Annotated in this window: 16 protein-coding genes; 4 read left to right on the forward strand and 12 right to left on the reverse strand. The window is 67.2% G+C overall.

Features of this window, described 5'->3' with window-relative positions; genetic code table 11:
• Positions 1 to 22: 22 nt before the first annotated feature.
• The 12 genes from AC1MB9_RS09965 to AC1MB9_RS10020 all read right to left on the reverse strand — a co-directional run bounded on the left by AC1MB9_RS09965 (position 23) and on the right by AC1MB9_RS10020 (position 15,863).
• Positions 23 to 1,324: an Nramp family divalent metal transporter gene (locus AC1MB9_RS09965; protein ID WP_479961803.1), complete on the reverse strand. Its 1,302-nt coding sequence runs from the start codon at positions 1,322 to 1,324 to the stop codon at positions 23 to 25.
• A 93-nt stretch (positions 1,325 to 1,417) separates the two neighbouring features.
• Positions 1,418 to 2,398 carry a hypothetical protein gene (locus tag AC1MB9_RS09970; protein ID WP_479961804.1) on the reverse strand — a complete coding sequence of 327 codons (981 nt, stop codon included), beginning with the start codon at positions 2,396 to 2,398 and terminating at the stop codon, positions 1,418 to 1,420.
• A gap of 29 nt (positions 2,399 to 2,427) precedes the next feature.
• Positions 2,428 to 3,375 carry a hypothetical protein gene (locus AC1MB9_RS09975; RefSeq protein WP_479961805.1) on the reverse strand — a complete coding sequence of 316 codons (948 nt, stop codon included), beginning with the start codon at positions 3,373 to 3,375 and terminating at the stop codon, positions 2,428 to 2,430.
• Between the two features lie 35 nt (positions 3,376 to 3,410).
• Positions 3,411 to 4,349 carry an FAD-binding oxidoreductase gene (locus AC1MB9_RS09980; RefSeq protein ID WP_479961806.1) on the reverse strand — a complete coding sequence of 313 codons (939 nt, stop codon included), beginning with the start codon at positions 4,347 to 4,349 and terminating at the stop codon, positions 3,411 to 3,413.
• A 35-nt stretch (positions 4,350 to 4,384) separates the two neighbouring features.
• A complete protein-coding gene (locus AC1MB9_RS09985; protein ID WP_479961807.1) occupies positions 4,385 to 5,074 on the reverse strand; it encodes a DUF998 domain-containing protein in 690 nt (229 codons plus the stop codon).
• A gap of 154 nt (positions 5,075 to 5,228) precedes the next feature.
• The gene (locus AC1MB9_RS09990; protein ID WP_479961808.1) at positions 5,229 to 6,542 is read right to left on the reverse strand and encodes an alkaline phosphatase family protein; all 1,314 of its coding nucleotides are present in this window, start codon (positions 6,540 to 6,542) and stop codon (positions 5,229 to 5,231) included.
• Positions 6,539 to 8,185, reverse strand: coding sequence for an alkaline phosphatase D family protein (locus AC1MB9_RS09995; RefSeq protein ID WP_479961809.1), 1,647 nt, complete (start codon positions 8,183 to 8,185; stop codon positions 6,539 to 6,541). Before AC1MB9_RS09995 ends, AC1MB9_RS09990 begins: the two co-directional genes overlap by 4 nt.
• Before the next feature lie 264 nt (positions 8,186 to 8,449).
• Positions 8,450 to 9,478 carry a ketol-acid reductoisomerase gene (gene ilvC / locus AC1MB9_RS10000; protein WP_479961810.1) on the reverse strand — a complete coding sequence of 343 codons (1,029 nt, stop codon included), beginning with the start codon at positions 9,476 to 9,478 and terminating at the stop codon, positions 8,450 to 8,452.
• Between the two features lie 81 nt (positions 9,479 to 9,559).
• Entirely contained in the window at positions 9,560 to 10,069 is a 510-nt protein-coding gene (gene ilvN / locus AC1MB9_RS10005) for an acetolactate synthase small subunit (RefSeq protein WP_479961811.1), read from the reverse strand.
• Between the two features lie 2 nt (positions 10,070 to 10,071).
• Entirely contained in the window at positions 10,072 to 11,880 is a 1,809-nt protein-coding gene (locus AC1MB9_RS10010) for an acetolactate synthase large subunit (RefSeq protein WP_479961812.1), read from the reverse strand.
• A gap of 42 nt (positions 11,881 to 11,922) precedes the next feature.
• The gene (gene ilvD / locus AC1MB9_RS10015; RefSeq protein ID WP_479961813.1) at positions 11,923 to 13,617 is read right to left on the reverse strand and encodes a dihydroxy-acid dehydratase; all 1,695 of its coding nucleotides are present in this window, start codon (positions 13,615 to 13,617) and stop codon (positions 11,923 to 11,925) included.
• A 29-nt stretch (positions 13,618 to 13,646) separates the two neighbouring features.
• Positions 13,647 to 15,863 (reverse strand): bifunctional alpha,alpha-trehalose-phosphate synthase (UDP-forming)/trehalose-phosphatase, encoded by a 2,217-nt coding sequence (locus AC1MB9_RS10020; RefSeq protein ID WP_479964620.1) that lies wholly within the window; start codon positions 15,861 to 15,863, stop codon positions 13,647 to 13,649.
• Between the two features lie 148 nt (positions 15,864 to 16,011).
• Between AC1MB9_RS10020 and AC1MB9_RS10025 the strand changes: the two genes are divergently transcribed.
• The 4 genes from AC1MB9_RS10025 to AC1MB9_RS10040 all read left to right on the forward strand — a co-directional run bounded on the left by AC1MB9_RS10025 (position 16,012) and on the right by AC1MB9_RS10040 (position 19,504).
• Positions 16,012 to 16,854 carry a sugar phosphate isomerase/epimerase family protein gene (locus AC1MB9_RS10025; protein WP_479961814.1) on the forward strand — a complete coding sequence of 281 codons (843 nt, stop codon included), beginning with the start codon at positions 16,012 to 16,014 and terminating at the stop codon, positions 16,852 to 16,854.
• Positions 16,854 to 17,042, forward strand: coding sequence for a hypothetical protein (locus AC1MB9_RS10030; RefSeq protein WP_479961815.1), 189 nt, complete (start codon positions 16,854 to 16,856; stop codon positions 17,040 to 17,042). Before AC1MB9_RS10025 ends, AC1MB9_RS10030 begins: the two co-directional genes overlap by 1 nt.
• An 89-nt stretch (positions 17,043 to 17,131) precedes the next feature.
• Positions 17,132 to 17,635 (forward strand): hypothetical protein, encoded by a 504-nt coding sequence (locus tag AC1MB9_RS10035; RefSeq protein WP_479961816.1) that lies wholly within the window; start codon positions 17,132 to 17,134, stop codon positions 17,633 to 17,635.
• Positions 17,636 to 17,689: 54 nt separating this feature from the next.
• Positions 17,690 to 19,504: a glycoside hydrolase family 15 protein gene (locus AC1MB9_RS10040; RefSeq protein ID WP_479964621.1), complete on the forward strand. Its 1,815-nt coding sequence runs from the start codon at positions 17,690 to 17,692 to the stop codon at positions 19,502 to 19,504.
• Positions 19,505 to 19,510: the final 6 nt, after the last annotated feature.

Raw genomic sequence — 19,510 nt, forward strand, 5'->3', positions numbered from 1 at the left:
CCCGCTCCGCGACGCGCGGAGACTACCCGCCGACGAGCGGCGCCACCGTGGTCACGAGCTGCTGCACGCCGAGCACGATGAACATCAGCGCGCACACGACGAGGGCGATGTTGGTGGGCAGCTTGTTCTTCCATTCCGCCGGGATGCGTTTGCCGTTGAGCAGACCGAGCAGGGTGATGGCGAGGAAGGGCATGAACAGCGAGCCGAGCACCCCGTAGGCGAGGATCAGCCCGATCGGTTTGCCCAACAGAAACAGGATCATCGGCGGGAAGGTGAGCCACAACAGGTAGAACTTGAAGTACTTTCCGCCCACGCGGGTGTCGGCGTGACCCGACGGCTTGCCGCGCATGTTTCCCCAGAAATCGGCGAACATCAGGCTGACGCCGTTCCACACGCCGATGATGGACGAGAAGGATGCCGCCCAGAAACCCACCAGGAATCCGGTGCCGACCACCACGCCGTACTTCTCGTTGAGTACCGTCGAGAGATCGACGAGGCCCTTGTCGCCCGCGCTGAGGGTGACGCCGGCCGCGCTGACCACCTCGGCACCGACCACGAGCATCGCAATCACGAAGATCCCGGTCATCACGTACGCCATCCGGTTGTCGATGCGCATGACGCGCATCCAGCGGGGCGTGGACCAGCCCTTTTCGCGCAGCCAATAGCCATAGGCGGCGAGGGTGATGGTGCCGCCCACTCCGCCGGCGAGGGCGAGGGTGTAGAGCACGCCGCCGTCGGGAATCATCGGCACGAGGCCGCGGAGCATCGCCGGAACGTCCGGCACGGCGATGACGGCGAGTCCCACGACGGTGACGAACATGATGCCCACGAGCACGGCCGTGACCTTCTCAAAGATCGCGTAGCGGCCGAACCACACCATGGTGAGACCGGCCAGTCCCATGATGACCGCCCAGACGGGCAGCGGAATCGCGGGAAACAGGGCAACGAGCGGCAGCGCAGCGCTCGACATGGCCGTGGCGCCGTAGACGAAGCCCCACAGCATGATGTACGGACCGAAGTACCAGGTCGTCCATTTTCCGAGGGAGCGCCAGCCCTCGAAGATGGTCTTGCCGGTGGCGAGCGTGAAGCGACCGGCGCCCTCGACGAGGACGATCTTCAGGATGACGCCGAGCACGACCGCCCACAGCAGGGCGTACCCGTATCGCGACCCGGCGACGAGAGTGGCCACCATGTCGGCGGCTCCGACACCTGTCGCCGCGACCACGAGGCCCGGTCCGACGATCTTCCACTTGGGCAGCGGCCCGTCTGCGACGGCCGGATCGGCGACGGCGAGACCGTCGCCGGTATTTCCATTGGAACTCATGTACTGGGGTCCTGACGTCGTCGTGAGGTGCTGCACCGGCTCCGGCACACCCGGTCTACCCTACGTTCCTTTGGCGACTACCCGGCAATCGCGTCAGTTGCCGAATTCGACGCGCACACTGTCGTTGTCGGGAAGCACCACGACCGTTCCGTCGCTGAGCGTCCAGCCATCGTGCAGGAAGAAGTAGCGGCCCCCGCTCACGACGAGGAGCCGAAGCCCGATGTAGCGGTACAGAGGGGCCTCCGCCGTGCCCACGTCGGTTTCGGTCACATGGGGAACGTCGATCGACAGCCGCCCCGTGCTGTACACGGCGGCGTGCGGCAGGGCCTGCACCGACTGCTCGTAGTTGGCGGCGAGACCCCGCCCCACGGTCTGCGCGAAATCGGTCGTGCCCCAGAACAGCAACATGGTGATCAGGGCGATCACGAGCGTCGTGTCCACGACGCGCTGCTGCTCCCCCGTGAGCACGCCGAGCGCGTGGCGCCGCAGGCGCACGGCGGCGGCGACGATCCACACGAGGGCGGCCAACACGTACGGTCCCACGATCCGGGTGTCGCCCGGAAGCACGAGAAGCGCCACGGCGATGCCGGCTGCCCCCACGGCACCGGCCGCGGTCACGATCTGGGCTCCGCGGGCGATGGCGGCGTTGCCCCGCCCGGCGTGCACACGCTGGTGCAGGGCCCGATCGGTCGACACGGAGACCATGACCACCGCCAGCAGGGCCACGATCGGCAGGAACAGCGAGGTCACGCTGCGCAGCATGTAGTCCTGCGGTGTGTACCCGAACAGGCTCACGTCCAGTCCCATCGCCTTGGCCTGCGTGTCGGCGCGCGCCCATCCGAAGTAGAAGAGCAGGGCGGTGATGAGGGTGACGGGCGGGCCGACTGCCAACACAACCGCCACAGCACGCGCGATCGGCGGTTGTACGACGGGCGGCGTTCCGGTCGGAACGGGAGCGGCGGGCGAGCCCGGTGGGTCCGAATACGGGTCACCGAGGTCAGCGCCGTTCGGGCCGGGGAGGGCGGGGCCGGGACGGCCGGCGTCGGGACCGACCGCAGGGGGTCCCTCCCTCATCGCCCGGCCCTGTGCCCCTGTCGAGCGCATCAGCCCGCCTGTCCGGTGCCGTCCGAGTTCGAGTCCGCAGGTACGTCGGAATTCGTGCCGACGGGCGGGTCGGGGTCTGCCGTGGGGCCGGTATCGACGGGTGGGTCCGTGCCGGTGTCGACCGTCGAGCACGGGCCGTCCACCGCCTGCCCGGAGTCGCTCGTGTACTCCAGTGTCGCCGACCCGGGAACCGTACCGCCGGTGGTGCGAGCGGTCACTGTCATGCTGCCCGGAGCATCCACCGCCGGGGCCGCAAAGAACACGGTGTTCTCCGCCCGCAGATGTGCCGGAACACGGTGCGACCCCACGGTGACCTCCGTCACCGAAACGAGACGCCCCAGCAGGCGGATGCTCGCGCCGCCGCTCGTGCAGACGGGGCCGGTGTCCGTCACGAAATCGCCCTGCGTCGACAACCCGGTCACGCCAGCCGGGCAGGCGGTCGTCGCGGGTGCGGCGGGGTTGATCGGCACGTCGGGATTAGCCTGCCGGAACGCGACGAGCGCGCTCAGGGTCTCGTAGGCCGCGATTTCGAGGCAGTCGGCTGCGGCGGGGCGGGGCACGGCCGCGAGTTGTCCCGCGCCCCGTGCCCAGTCGTCCGCGTTTTGGTTCACGACGGCGGCGCACAGCGTGATCGCGGCCGTCCACAGCGCCGAGGTGTCCGCATTGAGATTGACCAGCCCCGCGCAGTCCTTGTTCTGCAGCCGGGAGTACCAGCTCTCGGGTGCGGGATCGTTCGGTCCGGCGGGGCCGATCGGCAGCCAACCGGGTGCGGCAGGCTCCCCCGCCCCGGGATCGTCGGGGCCGACCGGCCCGGGCAGCTGGTCGGCGCTGTCCGCCACCGGGTCGGCGGACGAGCCTCCCGTCGGGTTTCCGGCGCACCCCGCGAGCAGCCAGACGACGACCGCCACCGTGATGACGCCGGCCCGGCGACGATACTTCGCGATCATCGCGCCAGTGAATACCCGCCCGCGTTACTGCGGCGTTACTGCGGCATTGCTGCGGCGTGCGCTCCGGCGTGGCCGGGCGGAATGTTGTGGTTGAGCCGGAACAGGTTGTCCGGGTCGTACCGGCGTTTGATGGCAGCGAGCCGCTCGAACCCCACCAGCATGAGCGGCTCGTCGCCCATCTCCCAGTCCGCGAGCGGAACAAAGAAGGAGATGATCGAGGTGAGCGCGTCCGGCAAATCGCGGGTCCAGGTCTCGTAGGCTCGCAGAGCAGCCGGCCAGCGGTCCCGGCGGTAGATGAGGTTGCCGGAGTACACCTTCTCGGGCAGCGGATGCGCCCGAAACGTGAACGAGGAGACGACGCCGAAGTTGCCCCCTCCCCCGCGAAGCCCCCAGAAAAGCTCCGAATTCTCGCCGCTGCTCGCGCGCACGATCGCTCCCGACGCGGTGACCACCTGGGCGGCGATGAGATTGTCGATGCTCAGCCCGTGGGCCCTCGTCAGCCAGCCGACTCCCCCGCCCAACGTCAACCCCGCCACGCCGGTGCCCGAGACGACACCGACCGGCACGGCGAGGCCGTGGGGCTGGGTGGCGCAGTCCACATCGGTGAGCGTCGCTCCGCCCTCGACCCGCACCACGCCTGTCTCCTCATCGACGTCCACGGCGTTCAGCGCCCCGAGATCGAGCACGATGCCGCCCTCGACCGTTCCATTGCCCGCGACGTTGTGGCCGCCGCCGCGAACGGCGATCGGCCGGCCATGTGCCCGGGCGTATCGCACGGTCGGGGCGATGTCGGCCGGGGAAGCCGCCCGCACGACTGCGGCGGGCCTCCGGTCGATCATGCCGTTCCAGACCCGCCGGGCCTCGTCGTACCCGGCGTCGCCGGGCAACAGCACGGTTCCCGCGACGACACCTCGCAGGTCCTCGTCCGCGGCTCCGTTCTCAGCAGGTGAGGAGCCTGATGGATTCGACGTCATCGCGCCAGTGAATACCCGGCCGTGTTACTGCGGCGTTACTGCGGCGGCCGCGGCGTGCCGGTGACCGCGATCACGCGGCACACGCCGAAAACCCAGCCGAGAATTCCCAGCAGGCACACGCGCTCGGCGAGGCCCAGCACACCGGGAAACAGGGCGATCGTCAGCGCCAGAAAGGCGACACCCGCCACGCCGACGCCGGCGAAAACGAGGGCGACGGGGCGCGCTCGCGGCACCACCCCGCTGGTCGACAACCACACGGTGAGAATGCAGATTCCGGCCAGTACCGCCACGAAACCAGTGCTGGCCACAGCCAGGTGAACGGCGCCGATGGAGGACTCCGCCGCGAGGCCCGGCTTGCCCGGCGCATGGATGTCGGTGGGGAAGAAGGCGAGGATCCCGGAACAGACGCCGCCCAGAACGAAAAGCCCAAGCCCGATGCGGCGCAGAATTCCAGTGCCGCCGAGGGCCGCAAGCGCCACCACGGCGGCGAGGCAGGTGAGCATGCGTCCGACAAAGTTCAGGTTCATGATCCAGCCGTACGGGCCGACCGCGAGATTGCTCTCTGCCTCGCTGATCGGGCTGTAGTGCGGCGGAAGAAACTGCAACACAATGTCGACGAGCACGTAGACGACGACACCCACCATTGCGATACGCGCGGCGGTTCGGCCCGCCCAATGTACGCCGCGCTCTTCGGCGGTTCCAGAACCCGGGTCTGTCACGGTCATGCCGCTCCTCTGGCTCACAAAAAGAGTGGGACCGGTCGTATTCGACCGATCCCACTCTGTCATGCTCCCGCCCGCCCGGAGTTCCAATCACCTCGGAATTCCACCGAGCAGGCCGCAGCCGAGACCTTCCCGGCCACTCCAGCTCGCGAGCGGTTCAGGTGGCGAAGGCCGTGGTCCGCGCCGTGCCGTCGTAGCCGCCGGCGGGGGCGGTGAGCCCGAACAGCGCCGCCACCGTGGGCGCAACATCAATGGTGCGGGCGGGCTGGGAAGACACCCCGGTGGCCACCCTCTGACTACCGCCGCCCACGAAGAACGGAATCGGTTCGGTTGCCGGGTGGCCGTGGTTGCCGGGGATGGGATTGGAGACGACGTAAGGATCAGAGAATCGCCAGCCGGCCCGGCAGTACGCCACCAGATCGCCCGCTTCCCCGCCCAGCCGCAGCTCGGCCGGGTTCGCGATCGACAGAACGCCGGGGTGTGCCGCCACGAGCGTGCCAACCTCGGTCAGGCCGGCGTCCCGTGCCGCCGACGGCCCGGTCCAATAGAGCAGGTCCGCCCCGCCGTTTTGGGCGATCGCGATCTGTGCGCGCAGCTCCGGGCGTTCGGAGAGAATCCGGTCCACAGAAATGACGTTGGACGGGATGGACCAGTCCATCGAATGGTCGGCGAGAACGATGAGCACGCTGCTCTCCCACGTTCCGGCGGCGACGAGGTGGTCCACGAATCGGCCGACCTGATTGTCGGTGTCTTTCAGCGCGGCGGTCCGGGCGGCCTGCACCGTCGTACCGGTGACATCGGCGTGTCCCACCCTGTCGACGTCGCCGAGGTTCGTGAACACGAAATCGGGATCCACGGAGTCGACCATGGCGATCAGCGCGTCCATTGTTGCGGTGTCGGGCGCGTGTCCCGTGACCGGGAGGAGGGGGGACGGCTCCCAACGATAGGTTGCGCGTTCACCGAAAACACCGAAGAGGTAGTGTTTGCTGAGGACCGAGCCCGTCGTGAAATTCTTCTCCCTGAGCCGGTCGAGAAGCGTCGGGAAGCGCAGGTCGCTCGCGCGGTCCAGGTCCCTCACGACGCCGGCCGCTCGGTCGTAGATCGCGTTGGCCGGCACCCCGGATCGATCGGGTCGAACCCCGGTCATCATCATGACGTGGTTGGGGATCGTCTCCATGACCGGCAGCGAGCGGGCGCCGGGGAAGTTGGTTCCGTCGGTGCGAAGGGCCGCCAGCCGGGGGGTCAGTCCCGCCGTGATCTCATCGGGTCGGCAGCCGTCCACGACCAGCACATACACCCGAGTGCGCGGGGACTGCACCGGGGTGACGGCCGGTTGCGCGGAAGCCGGGAGGGCGTTTCCAGCGGCGACGGAGAGCATGACGGAGGCTCCACCGGCCGCGACCAGCGTCAGAAATTGGCGGCGGTCGGAGCCCGGGAATCCGGCGTGTCCGCCACCCGAAGACGCGCTCACAGAACGCGGCTCACGGATTGGGTTCCCGCGGCAACCTGCCACGAGGTGGACAGCGTGCTGGTCGCTGCGCGGCTGGTGCGTTCGGAGAGCACGTACCAGTCCATCCGCAGCGCACCCGGTGTGACTTCGAGGATCGAGAATCCGTGCGAGTCGAAATCCAGATACTTCACGTGCGGATTCGCTCCCTTGAAGGCTTCCTCGACGGCAACGGATGACGTCCGTGGCGGCGTCCCCATGATGTCGTCCAGATTGTCGCTGGTCACGGACGTGCAGACGAGCTCCGCGGCCACGGAGGCGCCATTGGACGGGTAGGTCAGGGGATCGGCCGGAACGTCGCACGCCCAACCGGAGTGGATGTCCCCCGTGAGGAAGACCGTATCCGTGATCGCGTTGTCCCGCAGGTGGCTGATCACTCTGCTCCGGTCTGCGGTATAGCCGTCCCACTGGTCGACGTTGTAGGGGACGCCGTCAATCGTGGTCGATCCGAGCAGTTGCCCGACCGCGCCGATTTCCTGCGCGCTGAGCGTGGAGGGGAATCGCACGGGCGTAATCATGACCGGGTTGCCGATCAGTTTCCACTGGGTGTTCTGCGAGGAGAAGCCGTCGAGCAGCCAGGCCATCTGCGCGTCACCGGTCAGGGTGCGCGCCGGGCTGGCGATCGCTGGGTCGACGACGCTGGACGCCTGCTGGCTGCGGTAGGTGCGCAGGTCCAGCATGGAGATGCTGGCCAGGGAGCCGTACTCGAAGCGACGATAGATATGCCCGCCCGGTTCAAACCGCACCGGCATCCATTCCGCATACGCCTGTTGGGACCAGGCCCGGCGGGCCGACCAGGTGCCTTCCGCACCCTCCGTGTGGTTCTCCGCTCCGCCCGACCAGGCATCGTTGGCGAATTCGTGATCGTCCCAGGTCACCACGAACGGTACCGCCGAGTGCAACGCCTGCAGGTCGAGGTCAGTCTTGTACTGGGCGTGGCGACGTCGGTAGTGCGAGAGCGTGGTCATCTCGACCGCCGGATCATGCGATCGCACGACGACATCCCTGGCCTGATACTCGCCGGGGGCATACTCGTACAGGTAGTCGCCGAGGTGCAGCACGACGTCCAGGTCGCCGCGGTCTGCGAGATAGCGGTAGGCCGAGAAATGCCCGGCCTGCCAGTTGGCGCAGGAAACCACACCCATGCGCAGCCGATCCACGGCGGCCCCTGCCGCCGGTGCGGTGCGCGTGCGGCCCGTGGCCGACGTCGCGCCGGCCGCGATGAAGCGGTACCAGTACGCGGTGCCGGGCCGCAGCCCGCCCGGCACGACCTTGACGGTGTGGTCGCGCTCGGGGCCGGTCCGCACGGAGCCGCGGGCAGCCATCCGGAGGAAGCCCGAATCCTCGGCCACCTCCCACCTCACGGTGACGTCGGGGCCGACGCCCGACCCCGGCACAGCTTCAGTCGTTGGGGTGATTCGCGTCCACAGCAGCACGCTGCTCGGCAGCGGGTCCCCCGATGCAACGCCGTGCTGGAAGCCTGGAACGGCTGCACCCGTTGGCGAGGCGGCCTGGGCCGACTCCCTGCGCGCCGTCGTGGTGGCGACCCCGGCGAAGGCGAGGACGCCGGCGGAGCGGAGCAGATCACGTCTATTGAAGGGACTCATGCCCTCAAGTCTGGGGGCGCCCGTCCCGAGGCCGGAGCGCTTTCGGCGTCTGTTCACCGGATGTTCCTCGAACGTTCGGCAGCCGTGCTTTGCCACGGCGACCGCCGCGGGGCTCACGAGAAATCCGAACGACTCGACCGCCCGGTGCGCGCCCGTCAGGGTCGATCGCGCTCAGGTTCAGGACCGTGCCGAACGCAATGACAGGGCCGGCCGAGAACGGCCGACCCTGTCGTTGACGTGCTGAGCGCTATTACCGGGCGTCGCCTAGCGGGCGGCTTCGCCGTCCACGTAGTCGTCGTCGGTCGACGCGTTCCACGAGAAGAGCTTGCGCAGCTCGCGGCCGGTGGCCTCGATCGGGTGCTCTTCGCCCTTCTTGCGCAGCGCGAGGAACTCCGGTGCTCCGGCGTCCTGGTCCTTGATGAACCGGTCGGCGAATGCGCCGTTCTGGATGTCGGCGAGAACGGCCTTCATGTTCTCCTTGACGCTCGCGTCGATGACGCGCGGGCCGGACACGTAGTCGCCGTACTCGGCGGTGTCGGAGACACTCCAACGCTGCTTGGCGATGCCGCCCTCCCACATCAGGTCAACGATGAGCTTGAGCTCGTGCAGCACCTCGAAGTAGGCGACCTGCGGCTGGTAGCCGGCCTCGGTGAGAACCTCGAAGCCGTACTGGATCAGCTGCGACGCGCCACCGCACAGAACGGCCTGCTCGCCGAACAGGTCGGTCTCGGTCTCCTCGGTGAAGGTGGTCTTGATGCCGGCGGCACGCAGTCCACCGATCGCCTTGGCGTAGCTGAGGGTGAGCGGCCAGGCGGCACCGGAGGCATCCTTCTCCACGGCCACGATCACGGGAACGCCACGGCCGGCTTCGAACTCGCGGCGCACGGTGTGCCCCGGTCCCTTGGGGGCGACCATGATGACGTCGACGCCCTCAGGCGCTTCGATGTAGCCGAAACGGATGTTGAAGCCGTGTCCGAAGACGAGGGCCTTGCCCTCGGCCAGGTTCGGCAGCACGTCGGCGGCGTACAGGTGACGCTGCACCTGGTCGGGCGCGAGGATGACGATGACGTCGGCCCAGGCCGCGGCCTCGTTCGTGGGGAGAACCTTGAAGCCGGCCTCTTCCGCCTTGGCGATCGACTTCGATCCTTCCTTGAGGCCGACGACGACCTCGACACCCGAGTCGCGCAGGTTCTGAGCGTGGGCGTGTCCCTGGGAGCCATAACCGATGACGGCTACCTTCTTGCCCTGGATGATCGACAGGTCAGCGTCTTTGTCGTAGTAAATCTCAGACAATGTGTTTCTCTCCTTGTTGTTGTGGTCTCGCCCCGACTCGCTCGATCGCCGAAACAGTTCGGCAGTCGAGTGTGTCGGGACCTAGTTTTTGAAGACTCGTTCGGTGATGGACTTGGAACCGCGGCCGATCGCGAGCAGCCCGGACTGGGCCAGCTCCCGAATTCCGTACGGTTCAAGCACGCGAAGCAGAGCCTGGGTTTTGCCGGTGTCACCGGTGACCTCGATCACGAGGGCATCCGTGGAGACGTCGACGACGCGGGCACGAAACAGGTTGACGGCCTCCAGCACCTGGGAACGCGTGGTGTTGTCGACGCGCACCTTGATCAGCAGGTGTTCACGCTGCACGGACTGCGCGTAGTCGAGTTCCACGATCTTGATGACGTTGATCAGCTTGTTCAGCTGCTTGGTGACCTGCTCCAGGGGAACGTCGTCGACGTCCACGGCGATGGTGATCCGGGACAGGCCCTTGATCTCGCTGTGACCCACGGCGAGGCTCTCGATGTTGAACCCGCGTCGGGCGAACAGGCCGGCGACACGTGTGAGCAGGCCGGGCTTGTCTTCCACGAGAAGACTGAGAACGTGACTCGTCATGATTATTCGTCTTCCCAGGTCGGTGCGTGCTCTTTGGCGTACTGCACATAGCTGTTGCTGACGCCCTGCGGCACCATCGGCCAGACCATGGCGTCCCGGCTCACCACGAAGTCGATGACGACGGGGCGGTCGTTCGTGGCGAGGGCGAGTTTGATCGCGTCATCGACCTGGTCGGCGCTGGTGACCCGGATGCCCAGGGCACCGTACGCGTCGGCCATCTTCACGAAGTCGGGCACCATCGCGGTGCCGTGACCCGTGTTCAGGTCGGTGAACGAATGCCGTCCGTCGTAGAACAGCGACTGCCACTGCCGCACCATTCCGAGCGAGGAGTTGTTGATGATCGCGACCTTGATCGGGATCTGGTTGATCGTGCAGGTGGCGAGCTCCTGGTTGGTCATCTGGAAGCATCCGTCACCGTCAATCGCCCAGACGACACGGTCGGGGTTGGCAACCTGGGCGCCCATCGCGGCGGGTACCGAATAGCCCATCGTGCCGGCTCCACCCGAGTTCAGCCACGCGTTGGGACGCTCGTACTTGATGTACTGGGCGGCCCACATCTGGTGCTGTCCCACTCCGGCGGCGTACACGGCCTCCGGGCCGGTCAGCTCTCCGATGCGTTTGATCACGAACTGCGGCGCGAGCAGGCCGTCGGCGGGTTCGGAATAGCCGAGCGGGAATTCCTCGCGCAGGCCGTTGAGGTACGTCCACCACGCGCTCGTATTGCGTTCGGTTCCCGCCGAGGCCTCGGTGAAGGCCACGGTCAGGTCGGCGATGACGTCCTTGGCATCGCCGACGATGGGTACGTCGGCCGTGCGGATCTTGGAGATCTCTGCCGGGTCGACGTCGACGTGCACGATTTTCGCGTGGGGCGCGAACTCCGAAATCTTGCCGGTCACCCGGTCGTCAAAACGCGCACCGAGCGAGATGATCAGGTCCGCCTCCTGCAGGGCGAGCACCGCCGGAACGGTCCCGTGCATGCCGGGCATACCGAGGTGCTGCTGGTGCGAGTCGGGGAAGGCACCGCGGGCCATGAGCGTCGTGACCACCGGCGCGCCGGTCGTCTCGGCGAGGGCGAGCAGTTCGGCCGAGGCGTGGGCGCGAATCACGCCGCCGCCCACGTAGAGAACGGGCTTAGCGGCCGCAGCGAACAGCGCGGCCGCGGCCTGCACCTGCTTGCCGTGTGCCTTCGTGATCGGGCGGTACCCGGGAAGGTCCAGCTTGGGCGGCCAGATGAACGGCGCCTTGTTCTGCTGGGCGTCCTTGGTGATGTCCACGAGCACCGGACCGGGACGCCCGGTCGATGCGATGTGGTACGCCGCCGCAATCGCCGCGGGGATCTCTTCCGGGGTGCGGGCGAGGAAGGAGTGCTTGGTGATCGGCATCGTGATTCCCACGATGTCGGCCTCCTGGAAGGCATCCGTTCCCATCGACGTGGAGAAGACCTGCCCGGTGATGCACAGGATAGGCACCGAGTCCATGTAGGCGTCGGCAATCGCCGTGACGAGGTTCGTCGCCCCCGGTCCCGAGGTGGCGATGGCGACACCGACACGACCGGTCGAGGAGGCGTAGCCCTGCGCGGCGTGGCCGGCGCCCTGCTCGTGACGCACCAGGATATGGCGGATCTTGGTCTGGCTCATCAGCTCGTCGTAGAGCGGAATGACCGCGCCGCCGGGAATGCCGAAGACGTCGGTCACGCCGAGAAGTTCAAGCGTGCGGATGATGGCCCCTGAGCCCGTCAGGATCTCCGGCTCCGCAGCAGTCAGCGGCGCAGTGGGTACGGGCAGAGGCACGGGAGAGGATTCCGTGGTCATATGAGGTCGAGTCCCTAAGTCGGTAACGAGTGGAGAGTCTGATTAGCCGGTGATTGCGCCCTCAGCGGCGGAATGCACAAGCTTGGAATACTTGGCGAGAACGCCGCGAGTATAACGGGCGGGCAGTGGGGCCCAGCCGTCGCGGCGAGCGTCGAGCTCGGCAGGGTCGACCAGTAGGTCAAGCGTGCGAGCTGCGATATCGACCCGTATCAGATCACCATCGCGCACGAATGCAATTGGACCAGCGTCCACTGCTTCGGGTGCTATATGGCCGATGCACAGTCCGGTTGTGCCGCCTGAGAATCGACCATCGGTTAACAGTAGTACATCGGCGCCGAGCCCAGCACCCTTGATGGCCGCGGTGATCGAGAGCATTTCGCGCATGCCGGGGCCGCCCTTGGGGCCTTCGTAACGGATGATGACCACGTCGCCCTTGTAGATCTTTCCCTCGGTGAGGGCGTCCATGGCCGCGCGCTCCCGCTCGAAGACGCGAGCGGGGCCCTCGAAGACGGCGGCGTCGAAGCCGGCCGTCTTCACGACGGCGCCCTCGGGCGCGAACGTGCCCTTCAGGATCGTGATTCCGCCGTTCTTGTGAATGGGGTTGTCAAGGGTGCGCAGCACCTCCCCGTCGAGGGCGGGCGGGTCGATCTCGGCAAGGTTCTCGGCGACGGTCTTTCCGGTCACGGTGAGCGCGTCACCGTGGATGAGACCGGCCTCCAGCAGCGCACGCATGACGACGGGAACGCCGCCGCGACGATCGACGTCGTTCATGACGTACTTGCCGAACGGCTTGAGGTTGCCGATGTGCGGAACCTTGTCGCCGATGCGGTTGAAGTCGTCGAGGGTGAGGTCGACCTCGGCCTCGCGGGCGATGGCGAGCAGGTGCAGCACGACGTTCGTGGAACCGCCGAAGGCCATGGCGACGGCGATCGCGTTTTCGAAGGCCTTGCGGGTAAGGATGTCCCGGGCAGTGATGCCGAGGCGCAGCATGTTGACGACAGCCTCGCCGGACCGGTGCGCGAAGTAGTCCCGGCGGCGGTCGGCCGAGGCCGGCGATGCGGAGCCGGGGAGGCTCATGCCGAGGGCCTCGGCGACGCTCGCCATGGTGTTGGCGGTGTACATGCCGCCGCAGGCACCCTCGCCGGGGGCGAAGGCGCACTCGATGCGCTTGGCGTCTTCCTCGCTCATCCGGCCGGCCTTGACGGCTCCGACCGCTTCGAAGGAGTCGATGATGGTGATGTCTTTTTCGGTGCCGTCGGACAGCTTGACCCAGCCCGGTGCGATGGAGCCGGCGTAGAGGAAGACCGAGGCGAGGTCGAGGCGAGCCGCCGCCATCAGCATGCCGGGCAGCGACTTGTCGCAGCCGGCGAGCAACACGGATCCGTCGAGGCGCTCGGCCTGCATGACGACCTCGACGGAGTCGGCGATGATCTCGCGGGACACGAGCGAGAAATGCATGCCTTCGTGGCCCATGGAGATGCCGTCGGAGACGGAGATGGTTCCGAACTGCAGCGGGTAGCCACCACCGGAGTGCACGCCCTCCTTCGCGCCCTGGGCGAGCCGGTCCAGGGACAGGTTGCACGGCGTGATCTCGTTCCAGGAACTCGCGATACCGATCTGGGGTTTGTCCCAGTCTGCGTCTCCCATCCCGACGGCACGGAGCATGCCACGAGACGTGGTTGCCTCGATTCCATCGGTGACGTCGCGGCTCCGGGGCTTCATATCGATCTCAGGCATGCTCAGAGTCTAGAACGTCTCGCCGGTCATCATTCCCGGGTGCCGCGCAGGTCCGCGAGTCGGGTGATCAGCTGCGTGACCTCACTGGGACTGCGCACCCGGTAACCGGCCAGCGTGGGTCCCACGCCGATTTTGATCCCCACGTCGTCGGAACCCAGAGCGGCAAAGGCGTCCTCGTCGGTGACGTCGTCGCCCGCGTACAGCACACGGTCGGCTCCCGTGTGGGCACGGAGCAGCTGCAGCGCATCGCCCTTGGTGCTGGACCGCACGGAGAATTCGAGCACGTTCTTGCCTTCACGCACGGTCAGGCTCGGCAACTCGTCTCCGAGCACCCGACGGGCCTCCGATTGCGCGCGTTCCGCGTTCTGAGGTGTGGCGAGGCGCGTGTGCAGGGCCATTCCGGCCGGTTTGCGTTCGATGGTTGTGCCCTCGACGGAGCCGGAGATGCCCGTGAGCACCCGGGCGAGAATGTCGAGCTGCTCAAGTTCGGCCGACACCAGGTTGAGCTCGATGTCGGGATGGTCCAGTTTCATCTCGATGCCGTGGGAGCCGGTGAGCAGCACGTCCGGTTGCGGCTGGGCGACGTGCTGCAGGCTCACGAGCGCCCGGCCGGACACGAATGCCACCCGCACCCCGGGCAGGTCGAGCAGGCGCTGCACGGCCTCGCGGGTTCCCTCCACGGCACGGGCATCGTCGGGCTGGTCGACGTGCGGGGCCAGCGTGCCGTCGAAGTCCAGGGCAACGAGCAGCGTCTCCGCCCGGGCCAGTTCCCTCAGGGCGGAGCCCAGCTCCTCGGAGATCCCGGCCTTCACGGCCGCTCCCCCGCTCAGCGCGCTCAGGAACGATGCCGACCAGGCGGCGACGTCGTGGTCGAAAACGCGGCGCCGCAGCGCGCGCATACGTCGGGTGCGATCACGGCGCGGCATTTCGATGGCCCGCACGATGGCATCCTTCGTGCCCTCTATGTCGTGGGGGTTGATTAGGATGGCCTGCTTCAGTTCGTCGGCGGCGCCGGCGAACTCGCTCAGCACGAGAACACCGTCGCCGTCGTAGCGAACGGCCACGTACTCCTTGGCGACGAGGTTCATGCCGTCCCGCAGGGCGGTGACGAGCATCACATCCGCCGCGAGGAACATGGCGACCATCTCTTCGCGCGGGTAACCGTGGTGGTGGTAGCTGATCGCCGTGTGGCTGATGGTGGAGTAATCGCCGTTCAGGCGCCCCACGGCGAGTTCGATCTCGTCGCGCAGGGCCATGTAGCTGCCGACCTGCTCCCGGGAGGGACTGGCGACCTGCACGAGCGTAACGTCTTCCACGCTCAGGCGACCGTCGGCGAGCAGCTCGCCGAAGGCCTTGATGCGGTGTCCGATGCCCTTCGTGTAGTCGAGGCGGTCGACACCGAGCATCACGGTCTTCGGATTGCCCAGGTCCTCGCGAATCTGCCGGGCCCTGGCCTGCACCTCGGGACGCCGAGCCATCTCCTCATACCCGGCCGCATCGATTGAGATCGGGAAGTGCTTGGCGATCACGCGGCGGGTGTGGCCTGTTTCGGTAGGCACCTGGATGACGACACCGCGGGTGGAGTAGCCGTAGAGGCGGCGCACGGCGCGGGAGAAGTTGCCGGCGTCGGCCAGTCGCTGGAAACCGATGACGTCGGCGCCGAGCAATCCGTGCAGGATCTGTTTGCGCCACGGCAGCTGCGCGAAGATGCCGTATGGCGGAAACGGAATGTGATTGAAGAAGCCGATGACGAGGTCGGGACGCGCGTCGCGCAGCATCCGTGGCACGAGCTGCAGCTGGTAGTCGTGCACCCAGACCGTCGCGCCTTCGGCGGCGGCGGCCATGGCGGCCTCGGCGAAGCGGCGGTTGATGGAGACGTAGGTCTCCCAGGTCTCGCGGTGAAAACTCGGCGGCGCGATGACGTCGTGATACAGCGGCCAGAGGGTGTCGTTGGAGAAGCCCTCGTAGTACTCCTCGATATCCTGGCTGCTGAGGCGTACCGGCACGAGGGACATGCCGTCGTTCTCGAAAGGATCGAGGTCCCTGTCCGCAACGCCGGGCCAGCCCACCCACGCTCCGTCGGAGGATCGCATGAGCGGCTCCAGCGCGGTCACGAGTCCGCCCGGAGATGTGCGCCAGGTGATTCGGCCGTCCGGGGCTTCCTCAAAATCGACGGGAAGACGGTTCGAAACTACGACGAACGTGAAGGTACCGATCGGGGCTGCTGGTTCGGCTGAGGGAGAAATGAGGCATCCGTTCCGAGTGCACCCAAGTGCACACCTGGTTGATCGCCTGTGCGGCCCTACGACAATATCAGGGACCCCGAATTTGCCTGGTTATATTGCTCCTCATCGGTTCATCCACCGGTTATTCACGGCGACTATGCTGACGCCAATGATTCGCATCGGCATGAGCACCACCTGCGTCTACCCGCTCCCACCCGAGCAGGCCTTTCGGCTGGCCAGGCTCGCGGGCTTCGACGGCATCGAGGTGATGGTCACCCGCGACGAGGGCACGCAGGATGCCGCGTCGCTGCTCGACCTGTCGGCCAGGTACGAGCTCCCCATCGTTTCAATCCACGCGCCGGTTCTGCTGCTGACGCACTTCGTCTGGGGCCGGGACCCGCGGGTGAAGCTGGAACGCTCGGCGCAGTTGGCGAAGGATGTCGGGGCGTCGACCGTGGTTGTGCACCCGCCGTTTCGCTGGCAGGCCGGGTACGCGGAGGAGTTTCTGCAGATCGTGCGCGAGATCACGGAGACCTCGGGCGTCGACATCGCCGTGGAGAACATGTTTCCGTGGACGTGGGGCGGCCGCAGCCTCCGGGCCTATGCACCGTCGTGGGACACGACCGCCATGGACTGCGACGCGGTCACGCTGGATTTCTCGCACTGCGCCCTGAGCGGTTACGACAGCCTCGATATGGCGACCGCGCTGGGTGACCGGCTTCGCCACGTGCACCTCTGCGACGGCACCGGGTCCATCGATGAGGGCAAGGTGTTCGACGAACATCTGGTGCCCGGCCGAGGCAACGAGCCGGTGGCCGAGGTGCTCGCCATGCTCACGAAGGCGCACTGGACGGGGGCGATCGTCGCCGAGATCAACACACGCAAGGCGACGAGCGAGCATGAGCGGCTCACCCTGTTGCGGGAAACGCTCGACTTCGCCCGAAGTGGGACCACACCCGGAGATTCGCCCGGCGCCGCGTCTGACCGGTACTCTGGGCCGCGGAGGTCTTGATGCGAAAATTCATTTTCAACAGTGCAATGATCGGCGTGATCGCCGGCGGGTGGAACACCGTCCAGGCGACCCGGAACGGCCCCCGCGACTGGCGGCTCACCATGTTGTGGCTCGGCTGGGCTCTCAGCGCCGTGGTGGCCATCGGCAACGTGATAGAGGACGCCAACAAACGCCAGATCGAGAAGTAAACCCCCGGTTCCCCGGCGTGTCTGGCCGGTCTGAGACTGCCTGTGCCCGAGTATGGAGACGAGCAGTTTTCGCCTGAAAGGGGCCTCGCATGTTTGGTCGTCGTCGTCGTGTTGCCGCCGCACTGGCGGTGTCGGCACCGGTACCCACCCCGGTACCCGCGCCGGCCCTGAGCGACGAACAGGTTCTGGAGCTTCTGCACCACAAAATCGGCGAGTTGGTGGGTGTGAACGGTCTGTGGACCCTGGTCCCCCGCAGCGCCGATGACACCGACGTGTTCTTCCACGGTCTGAAGGCCGCGGAGATCGCCGGCGACCTGTCCGCCGCCCTCCACGTCGAGACGGCAAAACTCGCCGTCGTCGAGGCCGCAGCCATCGCCGCCGCCCCCGCGGTCGTTCCCGCGAAGACGGGACGCCTGGCCAGGGCACGCACCGTCGTCGTCGGTGACGAAGCCGTCATCGAGCCCACCGCGTTGTCCTGGACCCCGGCGCCGATCTCGGTGTGGGCCGAACCCGCCCGCGCCACGGTCACCGGCCCGGTGCAGCTGCCCTCCGCCCAACCATCCGCTTCGGAGCAGTCGCGACTCGTCGCCTGACGGCGGGGACTCACCCAACACCCAGCCGACTCCCATCGGTGATGGCACTATGGTCTGATGGCACTGAACATCGAAGATTACGCTCTGATCAGCGACTGCCACACGGCGGCACTCGTAGGCCTCGACGGCAGCATTGACTGGTTGTGCCTGCCGCGCTACGACTCCGCGTCGATGTTCGGCGCGTTGCTCGGTGACGAGAACCACGGTCGGTGGCTTCTCGCCGCGGCCGAACCGAATGCCACGGTCACCCGCTCGTACCTCGGCGACACGTTCATCCTGTCCACGGTCTGGACCACCGACACCGGATCCGTCGAGGTTCAGGACTTCATGCCCCACGGCGACAACCGCGCCGACCTCGTGCGTCGCGTGCGCGGCATCACCGGAACCGTCGCGATGAAACAGGAACTGCGCATCCGGTTCGGGTACGGCGGCACGGTCCCCTGGGTGCGTCAGCTCACGAACGAGAGCACACACGGCCTCATCGCGGTGGCCGGCCCGGACGCCGTCGTCATTCGCGGGCCGCACCTGCAGGCCGCCGACCACCGGCACGTGTCCGACTTCACCGTGTCGGCCGGCGACACCGTGGACGTGCAGATGACGTGGTACCCCGCCGAGCGACACACGCCGCACGCCGTGGACGTGGATGCCGCCTACCGCAGCAGCGCGGACTGGTGGGCCGGCTGGGCGGTTCGTTGCACCGATCAGGGTCCGTACCGTGAAGAGGTGCTGCGGTCGATGCTCGTGCTGCGGGCGCTCACCCACGAGTCCACCGGCGGTATCGTGGCCGCCGCCACGACGTCGCTCCCCGAAGACTTCGGCGGTTCACGCAACTGGGACTACCGCTATGTGTGGCTGCGCGACGCGTCGCTGACCCTCGAGGTGTTGCTCTCCCACGGGTATGAGGCGGAAGCGGAGGCCTGGCGGTCCTGGCTGCTCCGGGCGATCGCGGGCGACCCGAACGACGTGCAGATCTTGTACGGCCTCTCCGGCGAGCGGTACCTGCCCGAGCGCGAACTCAGCAGCCTGCCCGGCTACCGCGGCGCGGGTCCGGTGCGCGTGGGCAACGGCGCCGTCGACCAGTTCCAGTCCGACGTGATCGGCGAGGTGATGGTGGCGTTGCATGCCGCTCGTGTTTCCGGAGTGGGCGAAACCAAATTCTCCTGGCCGCTGCAACGGGCGCTCATGCAGTTTCTTGAAGCCAACTGGCAACGACCCGACCAGGGCATCTGGGAGGTGCGCGGGGTGGCGCGCGAGTTCACGCACTCGCGGGTGATGGTCTGGGCGGCCTTCGACCGAGCAGTGCGGGGCATCACCGAGTTCGGGCTGCCCGGTCCGCTGGATCGCTGGATCGCTTTGCGTGACGAGGTGCGCGCCGACATTGAGGCGCGCGGATTCAATGCGGACCGCAACAGTTACACGCAGTATTTCGGCGGCACCGAGGTGGATGCGTCGCTGCTCGTGCTCTCTCAGGTCGGCTTCTGCGCGCCCACCGATCCACGCATGCTCGGCACCGTCGCGCTGATCGAGGCCGAGCTCATGCGTGACGGACTGCTGCTGCGATACCGCACACCGCACCCGGCCTCCGCATCGGTCGACGGGCTGTCGCCCGGGGAGAACCAGTTCCTGGCCTGTTCGTTCTGGCTGGTTGAGCAGTTCGCCACGTCTAACCGACTCGATGACGCCATAGCCCTGATGGATCGTCTCGTGGGACTGGTCAACGATGTGGGACTGCTTTCCGAGGAATACGACGTGGCGAACGGGCATCAGGCCGGAAACACGCCGCAGGCGCTGTCGCACCTGGCGCTTGTGCGTGCCGCCGACGCGATCGCGGCCGGCGAGGGCTCCCCCATTCGCAAAATCTCGCACTGACCCGGG

This window comes from Cryobacterium sp. AP27, from assembly GCF_056680495.1.